This is a genomic window from Chryseobacterium sp. 22543, from assembly GCF_052044565.1.
Lineage (GTDB): Bacteria > Bacteroidota > Bacteroidia > Flavobacteriales > Weeksellaceae > Chryseobacterium.
Genome location: NZ_JBQENH010000002.1, coordinates 996,707 through 1,017,364, shown reverse-complemented (window position 1 = coordinate 1,017,364; position 20,658 = coordinate 996,707). Strand labels below are relative to the sequence as shown.

21 protein-coding genes are annotated in these 20,658 nt (G+C 35.6%); 11 read left to right on the top strand and 10 right to left on the bottom strand.

Annotation, left to right across the window (positions count from 1 at the left end; translation table 11 throughout):
• Positions 1 to 8: 8 nt before the first annotated feature.
• The 8 genes from ACTJIP_RS10405 to ACTJIP_RS10370 form a co-directional block, all read right to left on the bottom strand.
• Positions 9 to 941, bottom strand: coding sequence for a phytanoyl-CoA dioxygenase family protein (locus ACTJIP_RS10405; protein ID WP_077414377.1), 933 nt, complete (start codon positions 939 to 941; stop codon positions 9 to 11).
• Between the two features lie 73 nt (positions 942 to 1,014).
• Positions 1,015 to 1,929: a hypothetical protein gene (locus tag ACTJIP_RS10400; RefSeq protein ID WP_077414379.1), complete on the bottom strand. Its 915-nt coding sequence runs from the start codon at positions 1,927 to 1,929 to the stop codon at positions 1,015 to 1,017.
• Positions 1,926 to 2,603, bottom strand: a complete 678-nt coding sequence (radC, locus tag ACTJIP_RS10395; RefSeq protein WP_077414381.1) for a RadC family protein — start codon at positions 2,601 to 2,603, stop codon at positions 1,926 to 1,928. The genes ACTJIP_RS10400 and radC overlap by 4 nt, the downstream gene beginning before the upstream one ends.
• 18 nt (positions 2,604 to 2,621) lie before the next feature.
• On the bottom strand, positions 2,622 to 3,200 hold the full coding sequence (locus tag ACTJIP_RS10390) for a murein L,D-transpeptidase catalytic domain-containing protein (protein ID WP_219072583.1): 579 nt from the start codon (positions 3,198 to 3,200) through the stop codon (positions 2,622 to 2,624).
• Positions 3,201 to 3,216: 16 nt separating this feature from the next.
• Positions 3,217 to 3,885 (bottom strand): ABC transporter ATP-binding protein, encoded by a 669-nt coding sequence (locus tag ACTJIP_RS10385; protein ID WP_047384594.1) that lies wholly within the window; start codon positions 3,883 to 3,885, stop codon positions 3,217 to 3,219.
• Between the two features lie 291 nt (positions 3,886 to 4,176).
• Positions 4,177 to 5,772, bottom strand: a complete 1,596-nt coding sequence (locus ACTJIP_RS10380; RefSeq protein WP_077414385.1) for a 2-oxo acid dehydrogenase subunit E2 — start codon at positions 5,770 to 5,772, stop codon at positions 4,177 to 4,179.
• An 86-nt stretch (positions 5,773 to 5,858) separates the two neighbouring features.
• Positions 5,859 to 6,860: a pyruvate dehydrogenase (acetyl-transferring) E1 component subunit alpha gene (gene pdhA / locus ACTJIP_RS10375; protein WP_047384590.1), complete on the bottom strand. Its 1,002-nt coding sequence runs from the start codon at positions 6,858 to 6,860 to the stop codon at positions 5,859 to 5,861.
• Positions 6,861 to 7,177: 317 nt separating this feature from the next.
• A complete protein-coding gene (locus tag ACTJIP_RS10370; protein WP_077414387.1) occupies positions 7,178 to 7,609 on the bottom strand; it encodes an NIPSNAP family protein in 432 nt (143 codons plus the stop codon).
• 200 nt (positions 7,610 to 7,809) lie between these two features.
• Here ACTJIP_RS10370 and ACTJIP_RS10365 point away from each other — a divergent pair, with 200 nt between their 5' ends.
• Genes ACTJIP_RS10365 through ACTJIP_RS10355 form a run of 3 tightly spaced genes read left to right on the top strand, consistent with a single transcriptional unit; the run spans position 7,810 to position 10,727 of the window.
• Positions 7,810 to 8,412, top strand: a complete 603-nt coding sequence (locus ACTJIP_RS10365; RefSeq protein ID WP_440704529.1) for a phosphatase PAP2 family protein — start codon at positions 7,810 to 7,812, stop codon at positions 8,410 to 8,412.
• Positions 8,413 to 8,420: 8 nt separating this feature from the next.
• Complete coding sequence (locus ACTJIP_RS10360; protein ID WP_440704528.1) at positions 8,421 to 8,918, top strand: BlaI/MecI/CopY family transcriptional regulator; 498 nt, start codon at positions 8,421 to 8,423, stop codon at positions 8,916 to 8,918.
• A 24-nt stretch (positions 8,919 to 8,942) separates the two neighbouring features.
• Positions 8,943 to 10,727 (top strand): DUF4153 domain-containing protein, encoded by a 1,785-nt coding sequence (locus ACTJIP_RS10355; RefSeq protein ID WP_440704527.1) that lies wholly within the window; start codon positions 8,943 to 8,945, stop codon positions 10,725 to 10,727.
• Between the two features lie 58 nt (positions 10,728 to 10,785).
• Here ACTJIP_RS10355 and ACTJIP_RS10350 read toward each other — a convergent pair whose 3' ends face one another.
• Together ACTJIP_RS10350 and ACTJIP_RS10345 are read right to left on the bottom strand one after the other, a co-directional pair.
• The gene (locus ACTJIP_RS10350) at positions 10,786 to 11,538 is read right to left on the bottom strand and encodes a hypothetical protein (protein WP_219072580.1); all 753 of its coding nucleotides are present in this window, start codon (positions 11,536 to 11,538) and stop codon (positions 10,786 to 10,788) included.
• A gap of 138 nt (positions 11,539 to 11,676) precedes the next feature.
• Complete coding sequence (locus tag ACTJIP_RS10345; RefSeq protein ID WP_047384580.1) at positions 11,677 to 12,042, bottom strand: RNA recognition motif domain-containing protein; 366 nt, start codon at positions 12,040 to 12,042, stop codon at positions 11,677 to 11,679.
• A 484-nt stretch (positions 12,043 to 12,526) separates the two neighbouring features.
• Between ACTJIP_RS10345 and ACTJIP_RS10340 the strand changes: the two genes are divergently transcribed.
• From ACTJIP_RS10340 to ACTJIP_RS10305, 8 genes are all read left to right on the top strand, one after another.
• Positions 12,527 to 12,646, top strand: coding sequence for a DUF6157 family protein (locus tag ACTJIP_RS10340; protein ID WP_317169713.1), 120 nt, complete (start codon positions 12,527 to 12,529; stop codon positions 12,644 to 12,646).
• Between the two features lie 97 nt (positions 12,647 to 12,743).
• Entirely contained in the window at positions 12,744 to 13,139 is a 396-nt protein-coding gene (locus ACTJIP_RS10335) for an acyl-CoA thioesterase (protein WP_077414396.1), read from the top strand.
• Positions 13,136 to 13,696, top strand: a complete 561-nt coding sequence (locus ACTJIP_RS10330; protein WP_180563513.1) for a helix-turn-helix domain-containing protein — start codon at positions 13,136 to 13,138, stop codon at positions 13,694 to 13,696. Before ACTJIP_RS10335 ends, ACTJIP_RS10330 begins: the two co-directional genes overlap by 4 nt.
• A gap of 174 nt (positions 13,697 to 13,870) precedes the next feature.
• Positions 13,871 to 16,732 (top strand): heavy metal translocating P-type ATPase, encoded by a 2,862-nt coding sequence (locus tag ACTJIP_RS10325; RefSeq protein WP_440704526.1) that lies wholly within the window; start codon positions 13,871 to 13,873, stop codon positions 16,730 to 16,732.
• A 4-nt stretch (positions 16,733 to 16,736) separates the two neighbouring features.
• Positions 16,737 to 17,468 (top strand): DUF72 domain-containing protein, encoded by a 732-nt coding sequence (locus tag ACTJIP_RS10320; protein ID WP_440704525.1) that lies wholly within the window; start codon positions 16,737 to 16,739, stop codon positions 17,466 to 17,468.
• A 294-nt stretch (positions 17,469 to 17,762) separates the two neighbouring features.
• Positions 17,763 to 18,629 carry a polysaccharide deacetylase family protein gene (locus ACTJIP_RS10315; protein ID WP_077414404.1) on the top strand — a complete coding sequence of 289 codons (867 nt, stop codon included), beginning with the start codon at positions 17,763 to 17,765 and terminating at the stop codon, positions 18,627 to 18,629.
• Between the two features lie 75 nt (positions 18,630 to 18,704).
• Positions 18,705 to 19,364: a YggS family pyridoxal phosphate-dependent enzyme gene (locus ACTJIP_RS10310; RefSeq protein ID WP_077414406.1), complete on the top strand. Its 660-nt coding sequence runs from the start codon at positions 18,705 to 18,707 to the stop codon at positions 19,362 to 19,364.
• Positions 19,365 to 19,420: 56 nt separating this feature from the next.
• Positions 19,421 to 20,605 (top strand): sigma-54-dependent transcriptional regulator, encoded by a 1,185-nt coding sequence (locus tag ACTJIP_RS10305; protein ID WP_047384561.1) that lies wholly within the window; start codon positions 19,421 to 19,423, stop codon positions 20,603 to 20,605.
• Positions 20,606 to 20,658 lie beyond the last annotated feature (53 nt).

The window sequence follows — 20,658 nt, the reverse complement described above, 5'->3', positions numbered from 1 at the left end:
ATAAAGGATTACAATTCAAACAATGCCGGCCTTTGAGTCACTTCATGATAACAAACGCTATTTTCATCAAAGAAGTGATATACAAGGCTTTTTCTAGTTCTGTTTTTATCCGTATGAGGCTCACCGCCATGGAGAATATTGGCATGCCAGATCAATAGATCCCCTTTTTTTGCTTTAAAGACTTCTTTTTTCAATCCCAGCTCTTTTACTTTATCTTCAAGAAATGTTTCATAAGCTCTGTAACTTTTCTTACCGATTTTCAGGGCTGTACCCTCATTATCATAATCAGAATTCAGGAAATAAGGTAATTTATGGCTCTTAGGAATGTAATGAAGAGCACCATTCGTTTCATCCACATCTTCCAATGCAATCCAGACTCCAAGTAATCCTCCCAAAGGGTAAGTCGTCATGTGAATACTATCTGAATGTGTTTTTTGCTGGCTTCCGTTGATGAAATTGATACTTTGGAAAAGTTTAGATTTTCCGTCCAGTAAAACAGATAAAAAGTCTAATAATTCCTTATCACTTCCAATGTTTTTAATAATTTCTGAATGATGAATGGCAAACATCAGTTTTCCCCCGTAAATAAACTTCAGTGTACCATCTTCCATCAGCTTATCAATTTCAGTATTGATTTGATCAGCCGTTTCCGGAGTCAGGAAATTTCTCAAAATCAGGTAGCCATTATCATCATACTGAAGAACACTTTCTTTATTTTCTTCCGATAACTTCTTAAAAAAGGGAGTTTCTGTAAGTTTTGCATAATTTACCTTTCTATCGCTTGCAGGAAGATGAGCAAAATCTTTACTCGAAATACTTGAAAAATAATTCTTATTGATTCCGTATTTCTTATACAATGGAATATTATGCTTTAATTTATTCTTTTTAAACAAGTTATAAAGCATATATGATAATTTGTACTGACGAATCTGTTGTAACATAAGTGTTTTACTAAGGATTTTATAAAGTTACGGAATATTACTTAATTAGAACCAATCTAAACAATGCTTTTCATCATAAAAATGACTTCCCTCTCATGATAAGATACCCTAATTTTTTAAAGAGGTTCTTTTTTGAATTTTCGATAATTCCGTAAGGTCTTAATTCCGGGCGAAAACCTCTGAAAAATTCTTCAATATTGGGTAGCTCTCCCCCTTCAAAGTCAAAAATATGAGTTTCGATATTATCTTTAATAAGAGTATCAATCAATACTGAAGCTCCAGATAATTTGACGTAATCTTTATCATTAAAATTACCCAAAAGTGCCACCATGTTACAGTCTCTGTAAGTAGCTATTACGTTGATAATCTTGTTTTGATAATAAAAAGCTGTGAACTTCAGGTAATCCAACTTATGAAAACTCTCAAAAATCCTCATGAATTCACACAAATCACCGTCTTTACTCAACCCTATCGTGTGGGCTTCTATAAAAGTCTTTGCTTTGTTAAAAGAAATGGTTTTAACTTCTGATTCTTTTAAAACTTCTTCATCTAAACGAAGTTTTCTTTTTCTTTTGGGAGAATAATTGGCACGTACTTTCTCATAAGCATTGGGATATAATAAAAAGTTCTTCTTGATTCTGATCTTCGTTCGAAGCTGGTTTACATCATTGAACGGATAGGCCCTGATCATGTAATTTTTTTCCAGATATTCTAAAAAAGCCTCATTAAGTTCAAGATTATCTTTAACAGAAAAAACACCAAGCTGCTGGCAAAGTTTCGGATTATGAACAATTTTCATCCCATATTTTCTTACAAAAGGGACAGGCATCACAGCCTCATAATCCTTATAAACGAGAATTTCCCATGGCATTGTAGAAGTTATATCTAAAAAATCTTTTGTAGCAGAATATTTTCTTTGTTCGGAATTTTCTAAACATTGAGCATATTTTACAAAATTAATTTCATGGTATTTCAATCTTCTAATCATAATAATCCTGAGTCCGAGAAACTAAAATAGGAATCCTGCGTGACAATAATATGGTCTAAAAGCTGGATACTTAAAGTATTTCCTGCTTCTTTTATTTTTTGTGTAATACTGATATCTTCCCGGCTTGGTTTTAAACTTCCGGAAGGATGGTTGTGGGCAATGATAATACCCGTTGAAAAATGATCCAGTGCTGTTTTGTACAGAATTCTTACATCTACAATAGATTGGCTTATTCCTCCCTGAGTCAGTTGGGAAACATGAATCACTTTGTTGCTGTTGTTAAGGAAAATAGCCCAGAACTCTTCTGTTCTTAAATCAGAAAGCTGGTTTTGAAGAATAAGATAAGCATCATTACTGTTACCAATTACTGCTTTTTCAGGAATTTCCTGTACCGTTCTTCTTTTTCCGATTTCTAAAGCTGAAATAATTGAAATCGCTTTTGTGACTCCAATCCCTTTGAATTTCATCAGATCTTTAGCAGAAAGTAAGCTCAACTGATGCCAGCTGTTATTAACAGAGGCTAAAATTTTCCGTGATAGTTCCAGAGCATCTTCTTCTCTATTTCCACTTCCCATAATAATAGCCAGCAGCTCAGAATCAGAAAGTGAGCTTTTGCCTTTCTGCAAAAACTTTTCTCTGGGTCTGTCATCTTCTGCAAGAAATTTTATAGCCATGAAAAAAAAGATTATGAATTAATAAAATGCATACAGGATCATCGGTTTAGTCGACTGATCAACATATATTGCTGTTTCTTTCAGAGCATTCACCGAAAGCATCGGACATCCTAAGCTTAAACATGCCGGAGTCTGAGATTCCACATCCGGAATGCATCCGTAGGAATGAAGGACAATTGCCCTCTGCATTGCATTGCTGTTCGTAGAATCAAGCCCTTTTAACCGGTAAGCTTTACCAAACTTTCCTACATAGCTTTCTCCAATGACATATTTTCCCAAAGACGACTGATAGGAACCTTCAATATTACTGAATTTTAAAGCATCAGACCGTGGAATGACTGAACCTGAACCATGGGATACAACGGCTTGTTGTACAATTGTATTATTTTTCAGATTATAAATGAAATAACGGTATTTCCCGGAAGGTATCTTAAAGTTGATAAAAACAGCCAATTCCTGATTATACTCTTTCCCTTTAATATAGTTTTTAATTTCCGAAATCCTTGCCTGAGGCACATGCAGTGAATTCAACTGCTGGGATTCAGCTTTTGAACAGGAAATTAAAATTATAAAAAGAAAAATAAGGTGTTTCATCATCTGCTATTGTATACTTCTATTCTATGATCATTCCGTCTTTCATAACGAGCTTGCGGTCTGTAATTTCTGCAAGATTCGGGTTATGGGTTACAATTACAAAAGTTTGGTTGTATTTGTCTCTAAGATCAAAAAACAATCTGTGAAGATCATCCGCATTTTTAGAATCCAGGTTACCTGTAGGTTCATCTGCAAAAATGATTTTCGGTGAGTTGATTAAAGCTCTTGCTACAGCTACCCTTTGCGCCTCTCCACCTGAAAGCTGATTGGGTTTATGCTGTAGTCTCTGTTCTATTTTTAAATCTTCAAATAAAGCATAAGCTTTTTCAAGTGCTTCTTTTTCATTGGCTCCGGCAATTTTTGTCGGAAGCAATACATTTTCCAGCGCTGTAAACTCAGGAAGAAGCTGATGAAACTGAAATACAAAACCGATATTCTGGTTTCTGAACTTTGAAAGCTGTTTATCATTCATATTAATAAATGATTCTCCTGCTATTTCAATTTCAGTATCATATTTGTTGGATTGACTCGGATGATCCAGCGTTCCTAAAATCTGCAGTAACGTAGATTTACCTGCTCCTGATTCTCCAACAATAGAAACTACCTCACCCATTTTGATATGGATATCAACTCCTTTCAGTACTTCTAAATTCCCATAAGATTTATGGATATTTCTTGCTTTAATCATGATTCAAAAATAGTGAATTGCCTTCAAATAAAAAACCGCTTTTTGAAGCGGTTTGTATTTTATTTTACTTTTATTACGATTAGATTTTCTTCATCCATTTATATAGGTCTTTTCTATTAATTTTTTTAATTATTTTCTTCATGTTTTGGCTATAAAACGTATGTAAAAAAGTATTTTCTCTTTTTCAGAGTTTATTTCCCTCCTATAAGTTTATTAAGAATCTGCATTTTAATGTAGCCAAAACAAAAAACCTCCCAAGCTGGGAGGTTTCAATATTTTCATTTCAGAAAATTACAGTAACAATGTTAATGGACTTTCTAAATATGTTCTTAATGTCTGTAAGAATTGAGCACCTGTAGCACCATCTACAACTCTGTGGTCACATGCCAATGAAAGTTTCATTGTGTTTCCAACTACGATCTGACCATCTTTTACGATTGGTTTCTCTATAATTGCTCCTACTGAAAGGATGGCAGAGTTTGGCTGATTGATGATACTTGTAAAGGTTTCGATTCCGAACATTCCTAAGTTGGAAATAGAGAATGTAGATCCTTCCATTTCGTTAGCCTTAAGACCTTTGCTCTTAGCTCTTGAAGCCATATCTTTTACGGATGCAGAAATCTGTGTATATGTCATCTGATCTGTATTTTTCAATACAGGCACTACCAATCCGTCAGGAATAGCTACTGCTACACCAATATTGATATTTCCTCTATGGATGATCTTATCACCTGCCCAGCTTGAATTTACCTGAGGGTGTTTTCTTAAAGCAATTGCAGTTGCTTTAATGATCATATCATTGAAAGAGATTTTAGTATCAGGTAAAGAATTGATTTCTTTTCTTGCTTCAATAGCTTTATCCATGTTGATCTCAACCATCAGATAGTAATGAGGAGCAGAGAATTTACTTTCAGAAAGACGTTTTGCAATAATATTTCTTACCTGAGAGTTTGGAGTCTCTGTATCTTCACCCTGTACAAAGCTTACTGCAACCGGAGCAGCACTTGCTGTTGGAGCTAAAGCAGCTGGTTTTGCAGCTGGCTGATAGTTTTCGATATCTTTTTTAACGATTCTTCCGTTTTCACCAGATCCCTGAACACTGTGGATATCAACCCCTTTATCCTGAGCCATTTTCTTAGCCAGTGGAGAGATTGCTACTCTGTCAGAAGATGAAGAGTCTGCAGCAGGAGCCGCTTTTTCTTCTGTTTTAACTTCTGCTTTCTGTTCAGCCGGTTTTTCAGTTGATGCAGCTTCAGCTTTTGGAGCTCCTACAGCAGAAACATCTGTTCCTGCAGGACCAATGATTGCTAATACAGAATCAACCGGAGCAGCACCTCCTTCTTCTACACCCTGCTTCAATAATACGCCATTGAATTCAGATTCGAAATCCTGTACTGCTTTATCTGTTTCGATCTCAGCAAGAAGATCACCTTCTTTTACTGTATCTCCTACATTTTTGTGCCATTTAGCTACTTTACCTTCTGTCATTGTATCAGAAAGTCTTGGCATTGTAATAACTTCTACTCCAGCCGGAACTTCCGCAGCAACAGGGGCAGCAGTTTCTGCTTTAGGCTGTTCTTCTGATTTTTTTTCTTCAGTTCCTGCAGCAGGAGCAGCAGCTCCACCTGTCAATCCTGAAATATCTTCTCCTTCATTCCCGATAATAGCCAAAACAGAGTCTACAGCAGCAGCGCCTCCTTCTTCTACGCCTACGTATAAAAGGGTACCTTCTATTTCAGATTCAAAATCCTGAACAGCTTTATCGGTTTCAATTTCCGCTAAAATATCTCCTTCTTTTACTTTATCTCCTACTTTTTTATGCCATTTTGCCACTTTACCTTCCGTCATAGTGTCGGATAGGCGGGGCATCGTAATTACTTCTGCCATAATTTTCTAATATGATAATTTGTTAATGTGATGATGAGAGAATTAAAAAATCTAATTCATTTTCAAATTCTCAAATTATCTAATTATTAATTTTCTAATTTGTCTAGGAATGGATAGTTTTCCTGAGCATATACATACTCATAGATCTTTTCTGCCTCTGGATATGGAGAATTTTCCATAAATTCAATACACTCCTCAACGAAGTCTCTTGATTTATTATCCATCGCTTCCAAGTCTGCTTCCGTAGCCCATCCGTTTTCTAAAATTCTATGTTTTACAAGCTCAATTGGGTCATCGTTTTTATGAATAGCCACTTCTTCTTTAGATCTGTATGGCTCAGCATCAGACATAGAGTGTCCTCTGTAACGGTATGTTCTTGCTTCAATGAATGTAGGTCCATCTCCTCTTCTTGCTCTTTCAATAGCCTCATAAGCAGCTTCAGCTACTTTTTCAGGATCCATTGCATCTACAGCAAGACAAGGCATTTCGTATCCTAATCCTAGTTTATAGATATCTTCGTGGTTGGCTGTTCTTTTTACAGAAGTTCCCATTGCATATTGGTTGTTTTCTACCACAAATACTACAGGAAGTTTCCAATTCATCGCCATATTGAATGTCTCATGTAAAGAACCTTGTCTTGCAGCTCCATCTCCGAAGAAACAGATATTCACTGCTTTTCTGTCGAAATATTTATCTGCAAAAGCAATCCCTGCCCCCAAAGGAATTTGTCCTCCAACGATACCGTGTCCTCCGTAAAAACGGTGTTCTTTACTGAAAATGTGCATAGATCCACCCATACCTCCGGATGTACCTGTAGCTTTACCGCAAAGTTCAGCCATGATTCTTTTGGGATCTACTCCCATCGCCATTGGATGGATGTGACATCTGTAAGCAGTAATCATACTATCCTTTGTCAGATCCATGGCATGCGTGAATCCTGCAGGAATAGCCTCCTGACCGTTATACAAATGTAAAAATCCTCTGATCTTTTGTTTTAGGTAAAGAGAACGGCATTTGTCTTCAAACCTTCTCCACATTGTCATATCTTCATACCACTTCAGGTATACCTCTTTAGAAAATTCTTTCATGTGTTAGCTCTTGCTTTTTTATGATGAAATAGTTGAGCAAAATTATGAAAAAAACTTTGTTTTTATTCTATACATAGATAACTTTTCGTTTTTTCTGTAAAATCTATTTGCAGGCCGAATGGATTATTCTTAATTTTCGACCCCTTGAAAGACTGATGAGGTGGCGCTTTATCCATTACATTCTTACCATGATATATAAGGAATCAGCCTATCCATATGGTTTTTCTGAAACAATACATAATTCGGAGATATCAGGATTTGTTACTTTTTGCGCCCCTGTTTCTTTCCTCTTTAATTATTGTTAATATATCTTTTGGTTATTTCAAGAGCTTCTTTTCCGGGGAAAAATCTGTAAGTTTCAGGGTTCTGTCTTCAATTTCATTAACGAAATTACCATATTGTTTTGCTGTTCTCGCTTTAATCTCCTTCCATTCTTTATCTGCCATAAATCCTTCCCACGCTGTTTTCATTGTATATTCATCTTTCCACTCAAGCAGGTAAACAAATTCTGTTTTTTCCCTGAATTCCGATTCCCAGATCGATACAATAGTAAAACCATATTTCTTCATTATCCTGAGTGCATGATCCCTGAAGCGGTCCAGAAAAACCTGCTTATTCTCTTTGGGAACTTCATAAATTCTTAACTGATGCACAGGAGCTGGCAGTGCAGAAGTATTTTCCTGAGAAAGCTTTTGTCCAAAAGTAAAACAACCTGCAATTATCAGGAAGAATGTGAATAAATGTTTCATGATATAAGATTAAAACTGGTTAGCTAAAGGTATACATTTTCGGCAAAATTTAATATTAATTTAAAAAAGCTGAAAAAAAACTTATTTATCAAAAGCAACTGACATTGAGTCGTTTTCAGATAATCCAGCACCTTTCACCCCTCTGCTTTTTCGTTTGGTTTTTGAGGTTATATTGGTATATTTGGTTTTTAAATTTGATTATGGAAGAAAAGCAGTCTTCATTATTACACAAAATTTCAAAAGTCATCTCCGATTTTTTCAATCCTCTGGTCTCTCTGATCATTTTTTTCATATATATGAGTATCAGGGAATACACTCTTAAAGATTCTATGATGTACTTCATTCCCATATTAGCAATGATTATTATTCCGGTTGTCATTTGGCTGGTATGGAATGTGAAAACAGGAAGATATACCAATATGGATGTATCCAACCGGGTTCAAAGAAAAACACTGTATATATTTATAGTAGTCTGTGTGGTTGCTTATCTTCTTTTCCATTACATCAGAAACGGATCTGTTGATCTTGTCATGCTGTTTATTTTAATTCTTCTTTTTGCGTTACAGATCAGCAATCTTTTCATCAAAAGCTCGATGCATACCGCATTCAATATATTTGTAGCAGCATTATTTTTTAGCCTCAACTGGAAAATGGGTCTGTTATGGCTGGGAATTGCCGCTTTGGTCGGGATTACCCGCGTTATTTTAAAAAGACATACCGTAAAAGAAGTATTTATGGGAGCTGGAATAGCTTTTATGGTATCTTTTATCTATCTTTATTGCAATATTCAATTTCAACATTAGAATTCTCTATGAAAATAAATCATCTTACTGCCGCAGAAGAAAACTTTATGAAGCTGTTTTGGAAAATGGAATCTTTCTATCTGAAGGAAGTTATGGAACAGCATCCGGAACCTAAACCACACCAGAATACGGTTTCAACTTATTTGAAAATATTGGTTGAGAAAGGCTATCTATCCACCGTAAAAGAAGGAAGAATTTTCAAATATACAGTGCTTGTTCCTTTGGAAGGATATAAAAAATTTCTATTGAAAGAACTTTCACATACCTTCTTTAATAATTCAGGGAAGGAAATCCTGGAGCTTTTATTAAGCCAAAAATTAATCTCCCAGGAAGATATGAAAGGATATTTTGATCTAAAAATCGAAATAAAACCAGCAAAGGTTGAAGAACCGAAGTTTGAAATTGCTGAAGAAATCTTAAGTCATAAAAAAGAAAAGAGAACCAAAGGAAAAGAGAAAGACAAGGACAAGGACAAGGACAAAAAGAAAAAGAAGAAAAAAGATTAATCTTACTCTCAAAAACACCAAATTATGAAAACAAAATTCCAAGAAACATTAAGCCGGGCTAATGAGGTCATTTTCCGTTATCCAATGGTTTTGGCAGTGGCTTTATTAGCTGCAGTTGGTGCCATCTGCATTGTTGAAACAGAGCTTGAACAAGTTACAACATATATAAAGTTCACTATTTGTGCCTGTCTCGGTATTTCGCTCATGTTTGCCCTGAAAATGGTATCACAGAGAATCGGGAAAGAGTTACTATTACACTTATGTGGCGTTGCTTTTCTTATTGGGTTCTACTGTATCCTGCCTGATAAAAAGAATAATTTCACCGAAGTTTATGCTTATATCATTGCAATTACGGCTCTTCTCTCCCACTTATTAGTTTCTTTTATTCCGTTTCTTCAAAAAGACAGAGAGCTCAGATTCTGGCAGTATAACAAAAATCTTTTTGTCAATTTCTTCCTTACTGTTGTATTCACAGGCGTTTTGACCGGCGGAGTTGAATTGGCCATTTTAGCTGTTGATAAACTTTTTGATTTTCATTTTCATCACAGAATTTATACAGATACATTTTTTGTTCTGGCTATTTTCGGGAGCTGTTTCATTTTTCTTTTATTCAGTGATAAAGGGCTAAATAATCTTGAAAAAGACGGAACATATCCTGTTGTTTTAAAGTTTTTCACTCAGTTTATCTTAATCCCGCTGCTGCTTATTTATGTAGCAATTCTTTATTTTTATTCTTTTAAAATCCTTATCAACTGGCAGCTTCCAAGAGGCTGGGTTTCTTATCTTGTTTTAGCCTACAGCATTGTTGGAACTCTGGCATTGCTTCTGGTACATCCATTAAAAGAGGAAAATGCAAAATCATGGGTTAAGATATTTTCAAAGGCATTTTACTATACTATTGTTCCTTTGATCATCTTGCTTTTCACGGCTATTTTCACAAGAATTCTGGAGTATGGCTATACAGAACCGAGATACTTTGTTTTCCTTCTTGCACTTTGGCTGCTCAGCATTGTTATTTACTTTATTTTCAATAGAAAGGCAACAATAAAGTTTATTCCAGTCAGCTTATTTTTATTTGGAGCTTTTGCTTTAATCTTCCCTTACTTTAATGCTTTCAGTGTTGCCAAGAGAAGTCAGAAGACAGAACTGATGAATATTTTAAATCAAAATCAGTTAATCAGTGCCGGTAAAATTAATTTTAATAAAAAAGTTACAGATACAATCCGTAATGAAATTGCTGATAAATTTGAATTTCTGGCAGAGAGAAAACAAGGTGAATTTTTATCAAGTCTCCTGAATAAAAAAGATCAGAATGAGTTATCTGATAATATTGAAAAGGGTACATTTTACAGCATCAATTATACTATTCAAAATAAATTTTCGGATGTAAATATCACCGTTAAAAATAGACCTTACGAACTGAACAGAATCGTTCTTGTTCCTGAAAAACAAATTATAGGAATCGAAAACTATCAGTATTTACTTTCTTTCCATCGTTACAGCAGCGACCCGCAGAAACTGAATGAAGACCAGTTTGAACTTATAGATCAGCTGACTGATAAATCCTCATTGAGACTGAGATTAAATTCTAAAGAAGAGGTAGATTTTGGGCCGAAAATCATTCATTTATTTGAAGAAAACAAAAACAAAAACGGCACCGTAAAAGTTCCTGATATAGCAATGGAATCTGATTTGGGCAAGTACCATGTCAAGCTTATTTTCAGTGAAATTACAAAAGAAAAATATTCCGATAATGAGCTGGCCAGCATTTATTATGAGAATGTTTATATTCTGATAAGATTAAAATAATAAATCATAAAAAAGACTGCCACAGGGACAGTCTTTTTTATTGTATATAGAAAATGTTTTATCTATTGGTTCCGGAACTCCATAGTGGAGTATAATCTCCGTAGATTACCAGATTTCCGTCATTTTGTACGGAAAGCTTATTCGCTCCTCTGCGGGAAGTATTTGAACTCCAGACAGGTTTATTATAAGAATCATATACAACAAGGTTTCCATCAGTTTGAAATTCAGCTCTGCTCCCTTTGTTATCTGTTCCGGCTGCCCAGATTACATCACCGCTATCATAGGATAAAACCAGATTTCCATCATTTTGGAAACCTAAATAATAGTTGCCATTAGGAGAAAATACTTTTTCACCTTTGCGGAATCTGTGTCCTGTATTTACATTACCATTTCCGCGACCGAAGCCATTATTTCTTCCGCCATTTTTTAAATCGCTTTTTGACGCCCATAAAGGATTTGAACCATTATAAATCACAAGATTACCGTCATCCTGAACAGTTAACCTTTCTGCTCTTCTGCCATTGGTATTAGAACTGAAAGCCACTCCGTTTCCCGGAGTATAAACTACTAAGTTTCCATCCTCCTGAAAAACTGCTCTTACTCCCTTATTATTTGTTTTGGCATCCCACATTGAGGCACCAGCTCTATTGTATAAAACAAGGTTGCCATCATTCTGAAAAATCAGATAATATCGGTTGTTACTTGCCCAATACTTTCTGTTTTGCTCTAGGCTCTGACCCGTATAAATGTTTTGTGCATTGATTAATAATCCACCAAACACCATCATTAATGCTAATAAATGTTTTTTCATTATAATTACTTTTTGATTGATTGATAATTTTCTAAAATTATGCCAAAACACCTCAATATTTCAATACAAACTCTAATCAAATGATTTACTGGAAATTAAATTACATAAAAAAAGCGGCTTTAAGCCGCTTCATATTTTTTACCAACGATTTCCGCCGCCTCCGCCACGGTTGTTGTTACCACCACCATAGCCTCCGCCACGGTTGTTGTTACCACCACCATAACCTCCGCCACGGTTGTTGTCGAAGCTTCTTCTTGGTTTTTCTTCTCTAGGCTTAGCCTCAGATACGTTTAGAGCTTTTCCGTTGAATTCTTTTTGATTAAGAGCTTCAATAGCCTGCTGTCCTTCTTCATCACCCATCTCTACGAAACCGAAACCTCTAGAACGACCAGTTTCTCTGTCTGTAACGATTTTAGCTGATGATACATCACCAAATTCTGCGAATAGATCGTGCAACTCATACTCTTTAGTTGCGTAATTGATGTTTGAAACAAAAATGTTCATTTTAAATAAATTAAAAAATTAATAAAAATTTGGTATATAAAAGAAAAACAACATAAATTAATGAACAAATATTGATTCCAAATATAAACGTATGCAAGATACAATTAAAAATTTCAAATCAAAGCTTTTTTTACATATTTCTCACATTATGTTGAATCTCAAAAGTTAAAAACAACCAAACAATAATAAAACATGTTGATTTACAAGTGATTATATTTGTAAATTCATTATTATAAAATTAGTTAATTTTTTTTAAATAAAAAAATATTAGACATCTATAACTTTGATAATCCACAAGATAGAATTATATTCATAAGATCTCTTACTAGCTGGATTCAATAAAAACATCAATTAAATGTCAGAAAATGAAACAATACACTACTAATTATATGAACACCTTTATTGAAACAGCCGAAGCCTGCCCTGTTTCCCAGGCCAGGCCTGCCTTTGATCTTCTCCTTTAGTTAAAAGATATGGATTCGGAATCCATCATAATAAAGATAAGAAAGTTGCCCTGTTCCCTATAGAAAGTAAAGAATATCAGGATTTCCTGAATGACACTTCTGCCACAAAAACAAAAGCCATGCGCTCCAAAAGAAAATGATTGAGAAAATGAATCATTATTTTCAGATCAATAAATGCTATTCTTTTGAAAACATCAGCTTTTAACACTAAATTTGTGCTACAAATTATTAAAAGATATGAACTACCATACCAGAAAATGGGTAAAACCTGAAGACTTAAATCCTAATCACTCTCTTTTCGGAGGAAGACTCCTTCAATGGATCGATGAAGAGGCAGCATTATATGCCATTATCCAGTTGGAAAACACAAAAGTGGTAACCAAATTTATCTCAGAAATTAATTTCGTAAGTTCTGCTAAGCAGGGTGACATTATAGAAATAGGAATTGAGGCAACTCATTTCGGTTCCTCCTCTGTTACTTTAAGATGTGATGTACGAAATAAGATGACTCACCAAACCATTATTACTGTAGAAAAAATCGTAATGGTAAACCTGGATGCGGAAGGCAATCCTTCTGCTCATGGCAAAACCCAGATTGAATTCGTAAAAGACAGGTTAAACAGCAGTCTATGAAAATTTTCATAAAAAATATGGTCTGCAACAGGTGCATTGCGGCAGTAGAAACCATCTTCCGTAATGCAGATGTAAAAACAAGCGTCGTCTTATTAGGTGAAGCAGAAACAGAAACTGAAGTTTCTCCTGAAAAAATGCAGGCCATAGAAAAAGAACTGCTTAATACTGGTTTTGAAAGAATTATGGATTCTTCACATCAGATTATTGAAAAAATCAAAAACCTGATCATTATAAAGATCAGCGACCTTGATATTGCTGAAGACTTTCTGCTTTCAGAATTTTTAAGTTCAAAACTTCATAAGGACTACAGTGCACTTTCAAAAACATTTTCACAAAACGAAAATATCACCTTAGAACAATTCTTTATTCTTCAGAAAATTGAAAAGGTAAAAGAGCTTCTTCTCTATAATGAATTCAACCTTACTGAAATTGCCGGAAAGCTTGGCTATAAAAGCGTTCAGCACCTTTCATCCCAATTCCGGAATATAACCGGATTCACCCCCACTGAATTCAAAAAGCTTAAAGAGCACAACCGCAAAGCACTTGATAATCTATAAGTAAGAACATTCGAGAGTATTTGGGTGAAGGAGTTATATATTTCTATTTCATTTACAAATGCTCTCCCCTTGCAACACTCCTATTCCTCCAACCTAATTTTATAACTATTATCCTTAAATTTATAACAACCTTAGCATTCCATTTTGGAAATTTGTAGTATAAATTTAAGAATCATGGAACAACAGTATAAAATACTCGGAATGACCTGTTCCGGCTGCCAGAAAAAGATTTCAAATCAACTGAACAGTGTTGAAGGTGTTCAAGCCGATGTCAATCTGGAAAACAATACCGCAACAATTATCTCTGATCATGAAATAAAACTTTCAGTTTTAAACGATGCTTTGGCAGAAATAGGAAAATACAGACTTGAAGATCCGAATAATCCAGAGAAAGCCTTTATAAAACCTCAGGACCGGGTATCACCGTCTTCTGTATACTATTGTCCAATGGAGTGCGAAGGAGATAAAGTATATTTCAAACAAGGCGAAAGATGCCCTGTCTGCAAAATGTACCTGGTACCTATTGAAGAAAAACTGGCCAAAGATCCCAATCATAAGCCAACTTTTTCCGCAACCAACCTTCCCGGAAACTTTAAAGACAGTATCGGAAAATACTATTGCCCTATGTTTTGTGAAGGTGATAAAGTGTACGATGAAAAAGGAGACTGTCCTGTCTGCCATATGCATTTAGAACCGATCACAGAAGAGCTTATTCAAAAAGGAGGTTCATACCAGCATCATTCTCACTCCCACGCTCATCATCATGATCACCACAGTCATAACCATGATGCTCCCAAAGTAACTGATGAAATGGCTGGCAGATATTACTGTCCTATGTATTGTGAAGGTGATAAAACCTATGATTCCAACGTAGGATGTCCCGTTTGCGGTATGGATCTGGTAAAGTATCCGGAAAAGAAAACCGCAAAATACACATGCCCTATGCACCCGGAAATCGTTCGTGACGAACCGGGAGACTGTCCGATCTGTGGAATGGATCTCGTAAGAATGCCGGACAGCGGCGATGATGAAGAGGATGAAACCTATAATATATTAAAGAGAAAGTTTATTACTTCATTGGCATTTACCATTCCTGTTTTCATTCTATCAATGGGTGGAATGTTTATCAATTTTCCTTTTTCTCATCAGATTCAGGGATTTATTGAACTTGCTTTAACTCTTCCGGTGATGTTTTATTCCGGATGGTTTCTTCTGAAAAGAGGCTGGGTTTCTTTTAAAACATGGAATCTCAATATGTTCAGCCTTATTGCGCTGGGTGTAGCTGCCGCATTTATTTTCAGTATTGTTGCTTTAGTATTTCCGGATATTATTCCGCATGAAATTCGTGGCCACAATCATGAAATCCCATTATATTTTGAAGCAGTCTGTGTGATTTTAACCCTTGTTATTTTAGGCCAGTTAATGGAAGCTGCCGCTCATAAGAAAACAGGTAATGCCATCAAGGAGCTGATGAATCTTTCACCAGATGAAGCCAACCTTATTGTAAATGGTGAAGAAAAGAAAGTACTACTTTCTCAGGTGAAAATCGGAGATTTATTAAAAGTAAAACCAGGTGAAAAAATTCCTGTGGACGGAAAAATCACCGAGGGAAATTCTATCGTAGACGAAAGTATGATCACGGGTGAACCTGTTCCTGTTGAAAAAAATATAGATGATAAGGTGTCTTCGGGAACGATAAATGGTAATCAGGTATTCATAATGAAGGCTGAGAAAGTAGGTGATGAAACACTGCTTTCACAGATCATTAAAATGGTCAATGAAGCCAGCAGAAGCAAAGCTCCAATCCAGAAACTTACTGATAAAGTTTCGAAGGTGTTTGTTCCCGTGGTCATTCTTATCGCGGTACTTACCTTTATCCTGTGGCAGTTTTTTGGCCCGGAAGGAAAAAGAATCTTATTTGCATTTGTGAACGCTGTTGCTGTTTTAATTGTAGCATGTCCGTGTGCCCTGGGACTGGCAACTCCTATGTCCTTAATGGTAGGAATCGGGAAAGGTGCCAAAAACGGAATCCTGATCAAAAATGCTGAAGCTCTTGAACAAATGAATAAAGTAAATGTTCTGATCACCGATAAAACAGGTACTTTAACGGAAGGAAAACCATCTGTAGAATATATTGAAACAGTAACCGGAGATCAGCATCAGATTTTAAAACTTGCCTTTTCTCTGAATCAAAACTCAGAACATCCACTTTCCAATGCGGTCATAAAAAGAGCAAAAGAAGAAAGTATAACTTCTGAAAAAGTAGATCAGTTTGAAAACATTTCAGGAAAAGGAGTAAAAGGAAATATTAATGGTAAAACAGCCTATTTAGGAAATGAAAATCTGTTGACCTCACATCATATTGCCATTCCGGAAAGTTTAAAACAAAAAGCCGTGCAAGTACAGTCAAAGGCACATACAATCTCTTATATCGCACAGGATCAGCAGGTACTTGGCTTCATAAGTTTTACGGATAAAATTAAAGAAAGCTCCAAAAAAGCAGTTAAACAGCTGATGAGCGAAGGAATTGATGTAATTATGATGACCGGAGATAATGAGCACACCGCCAAAGCCGTTGCCGATGAATTAGGAATCAAACATTTCAAAGCCAACTGTCTTCCGGAAGATAAGCTGAATGAGGTAAAAAGACTGCAGCAACAAGGTAAGATCGTTGCTATGACCGGAGACGGAATCAATGACTCTCCTGCCCTTGCCCAATCTAATGTAGGAATCGCCATGGGAACAGGAACTGATGTAGCCATTGAAAGCGCTGAAATTACTTTGTTAAAAGGAGATATTCTGGGTGTTGCAAAAGCGAAATTATTAAGTGAAAAGCTTCTCAAAAACATTAAAGAAAACTTATTCTTTGCATTTATCTATAATGTATTGGGAGTTCCGGTAGCGGCAGGATTATTGTATCCATTCTTTGGAATTCTGTTATCACCTATGATTGCAGCTGCTGCAATGAGCATCAGTTCCCTCTCTGTGATTCTGAATTCATTGAGATTAAACTCCGTGGATCTGGATAAAAAATAGCATCATGACAAAAGAAAATCTTTACATAGGGTGTTCAGGATTTTATAACAACGACTGGAAAGGGTCTTTATATCCTGAAAATGCCCCGAGTAAAGATTTTCTTTCTTTATATTCAAAAACATTCAACACCGTAGAAATCAATTCTACCTTTTATAGAAAACCCACCTCAAAAACACTTTTGAAATGGTATGATGAAACTCCCCATTCTTTTAGGTTTTTCATTAAAATTCCAAAATCTATCACCCATCTAAACCGTCTTGAAAATTCAAAAGAAGAGATTGGAGCGTTCTGCAGTCATATTCAAAGCCATCTGAAGGACAAACTCTCCGGATTTCTATACCAGCTTCCTCCTTCTTTTAAAAACACTCCGGAAAATATAGAACATATCATCAGTTCTATTGATCATACGTTTCTGAACGTCATTGAATTCCGGCACAACTCATGGTGGCAAAAAGAAATCTTTGATCTGCTGGAAGATCTTGGTATTGTTTTTTCCGGTGTAAGTTTTCCGGCTGAGCTCCCTGAAGATATGATTGTCAACCATCCAGCCATACTCTACTACAGACTTCACGGTAAGCCTGTCCTTTACAAATCTGAATACAGTGAAACCTTTTTGGATGAACTTGCCGGAAAAATTAAAAACTCCCAGCAAACCGCTTTTATATTCTTTAATAATACCTGGGGAACTGCGGCCATTAAAAATTCACTGTACTTAAAAAGCATTTTAAAAAAATAATTACCTTTTATTGTAACAATCTGATTCTACACCCAAAATAATTCCCCACTATATGAAGAATATTGAAACACCAATAAATATAGAGAAAAACTATTAGTTTCATATTTATAAATGTTAAAATCTAAAGAAAACCAAATCATAACTCTACAATTCCTCAGGTAATGGAAATACCCTTTAAAATAAAGTTCTTAAAATAAACTTAAAAAGAAAAAACATGTACAGCATGGCATGTAATTTGTTAACTTTCAACTGTTATTTTTAACGATTTTTAACAATTTAAATTCCATTATCTTTATGAGAAAAATTTTTGCGGGAAAGTCAACAAATAAGACTTTTCTCGGGATGTTTGCATTGATGAGTGCAACTTCGGCTTTATTGTATAGCTGTAATTTTAAAAATGAAGTGAATAATGACCCCGTCGTCAATTCACAGGAGCATCCTTCCGCAGAAATAGTCCCCAAAATGGATGATGAAAGCGTAGACCCGGATAAAAGAGTGATCTACCTTACTTTTGATGACGGTCCTAATCAGGGAACCGAAAATCTTTTAAAAATCCTGGATAAAAGAAATGTTTGTGCAACCGCCTTTCTGGTGGGAAAACATGCTTATGGAAGCAAAAAACAAAAAGACGATCTGCTGCTTCTGAAGCAAAATCCTCTCGTAGAACTGGCCAACCACAGCTTTAGTCATGCCCATAACAAATACACCGATTTTTATAAAAATGCTGAATCTGTAGTACATGATTTTGATATCGCCAAAGACAGCCTGAAGCTTTCTGATAAAATAGCAAGAACTCCCGGAAGAAATATCTGGAGGCTTAACAATATTAATGTAACCGATATCAAAGGTTCTACTGCAGCTGCAGATGGTCTTAAAAAGGCAGGTTACAAAGTAATCGGCTGGGATCTTGAATGGAGACCTTCCCAGAAAATGACTTTAAAAGGAAGCCATGAAGCAATGATCAAGAAAGTTGACAGTATTTTCTTTAACGATCTTGAAAAAACTTCAAGACACCTTGTTTTCCTTACTCATGATCAATATCTCAGAGATACAGACTCTATCAATGAGCTGGATCTTTTTATTGAAAAACTGCAGAAAAGCAACAAATTTGTTTTCAGAAAGATTTCTCAATATCCTAAGATCAATGAAGTTTTGAATTAATTTTTGTATAAAAAGGGCCATGTAAAATGTATTCATCGCTGGCAACTGTCAGGGAATTTTCGGAAATTTGCATCTATGAGTATTAAAGAAAATTATAAATCCATAAAAGATCAGCTGCCATCCAATGTTCAGCTGGTTGCTGTTTCGAAAACACACCCCACTTCCGCAGTGCAGGAAGTATACGATCTGGGACAGAGAGTTTTTGGAGAAAATAAGGTACAGGAACTGATGGAGAAATACCCTCTCCTTCCTCAGGATATCCAATGGCACCTTATCGGGCATTTACAGACCAATAAAGTAAAATACATTGCTTCTTTCATAGACACGATACAAAGTGTGGATTCTGAAAAATTATTAGCAGAAATCAACAAAGAGTCAGGAAAAAACAATAGGGTTATTAAGGTTCTCCTGCAGGTAAAAATTGCGGCTGAGGAAAGTAAATTCGGGCTTGAAATTTCTGAAGCGAAAGATCTGTTTCAACAGTATGTTGAAGATCAATTTCCCAATGTTGAAATTACCGGTTTAATGGGAATGGCAACATTCACGGATGATGAGCAACAGGTAAGAAATGAATTTTTAATCCTGAAGAGACTTTTTGATGAATTAGATCAATTAAAAACGCTAAATACATTATCAATGGGAATGAGTGATGATTTCCCGACAGCTATTGAGTGTGGTGCTAACTCTGTGAGAGTTGGATCTGCAATTTTTGGAAGAAGAGACTATTCAAAATAGAATATTTAGGTATAGTTTTTGCTAATAATTGAAACAAAAAATTTAAATTTGCAACTATGCAAAAAATCCTTATAGTAGAAGACGAAAAAGCAATCTCGGGAGTACTTCACAGTATTCTTTCGGATGAACTAACCGATTATGAATTTGTTATCGCTGAAGATGGCCTTGAAGGTTACAAACAGGTAGAAAAAGAAGATTTCGCATTGGTGATTTCCGATATTAAAATGCCTAAACTTTCAGGAACTGAACTTTTGAAGCAAAGTCTCGCATTAAAACCAGAAACTACTTTTATCATGATCTCAGGCCACGCAGATATTGATTCTGCTGTTTCCTGTTTAAAAGAGGGTGCATACGATTTTATCTCCAAGCCAATTGACATCAACAGATTGATTACGAGTGTAAAAAACGCTTTGGTGAAGGAAACCCTGAAGAAAGAAAACAAAAATCTTCAGACTGAAAACAAAACCTTAAAGAGAAAAGTAAATAAAAAATACCAGATGATTGGTGATTCTCCTGCTCTTCAAAAGATTCAGGATATGATCGAAAAAGTAGCCGCTTCTGATGCCAGAGTTCTGATTACAGGACCTAACGGTGCCGGAAAAGAATTGGTAGCCCATGCCATCCACAATCAAAGTGAACGTGCAAGAGGTCCTATGATAGAGGTAAACTGTGCCGCAATTCCGTCTGAACTTATTGAATCTGAACTTTTCGGACACGTAAAAGGATCTTTTACAGGAGCTATTAAGGATAAGCAGGGAAAATTTGAGCAGGCTAATGGTGGTACTATCTTCCTTGATGAGATTGGTGACATGAGTCTTATTGCTCAGGCTAAGGTATTGAGAGCTCTTCAGGAAAGCAAAGTTTCTCCTGTAGGAAGCGATAAAGAAATAAAAGTTGACGTAAGAGTTATTGCGGCAACCAATAAGAATATGCAGAAAGAAATTGAGGAAGGGAAATTCAGAGAAGACCTTTACCACAGACTATCTGTTATTGAAATCTATGTTCCACCATTGGATGACAGAAAAGAGGACATTAAATTGCTGGTTGACCATTTCTCAGGTATGATTGCTGATGAGCATGGTACTGCTGTGAAAAAGTTTGATGATAAAGCTGTTGATGCTTTAAAATCTCTTTCATGGACTGGAAATATCAGGGAGCTAAGGAATGTTGTGGAAAGATTGATTATTCTTGGTGGAAACACTGTTTCTGAAGGTGACGTTGCAAGTTTTGTAAGGAAATAATAAAGCTATTATTTACGATATTATAAAAATTTGCAGTGTTATCACTGCAAATT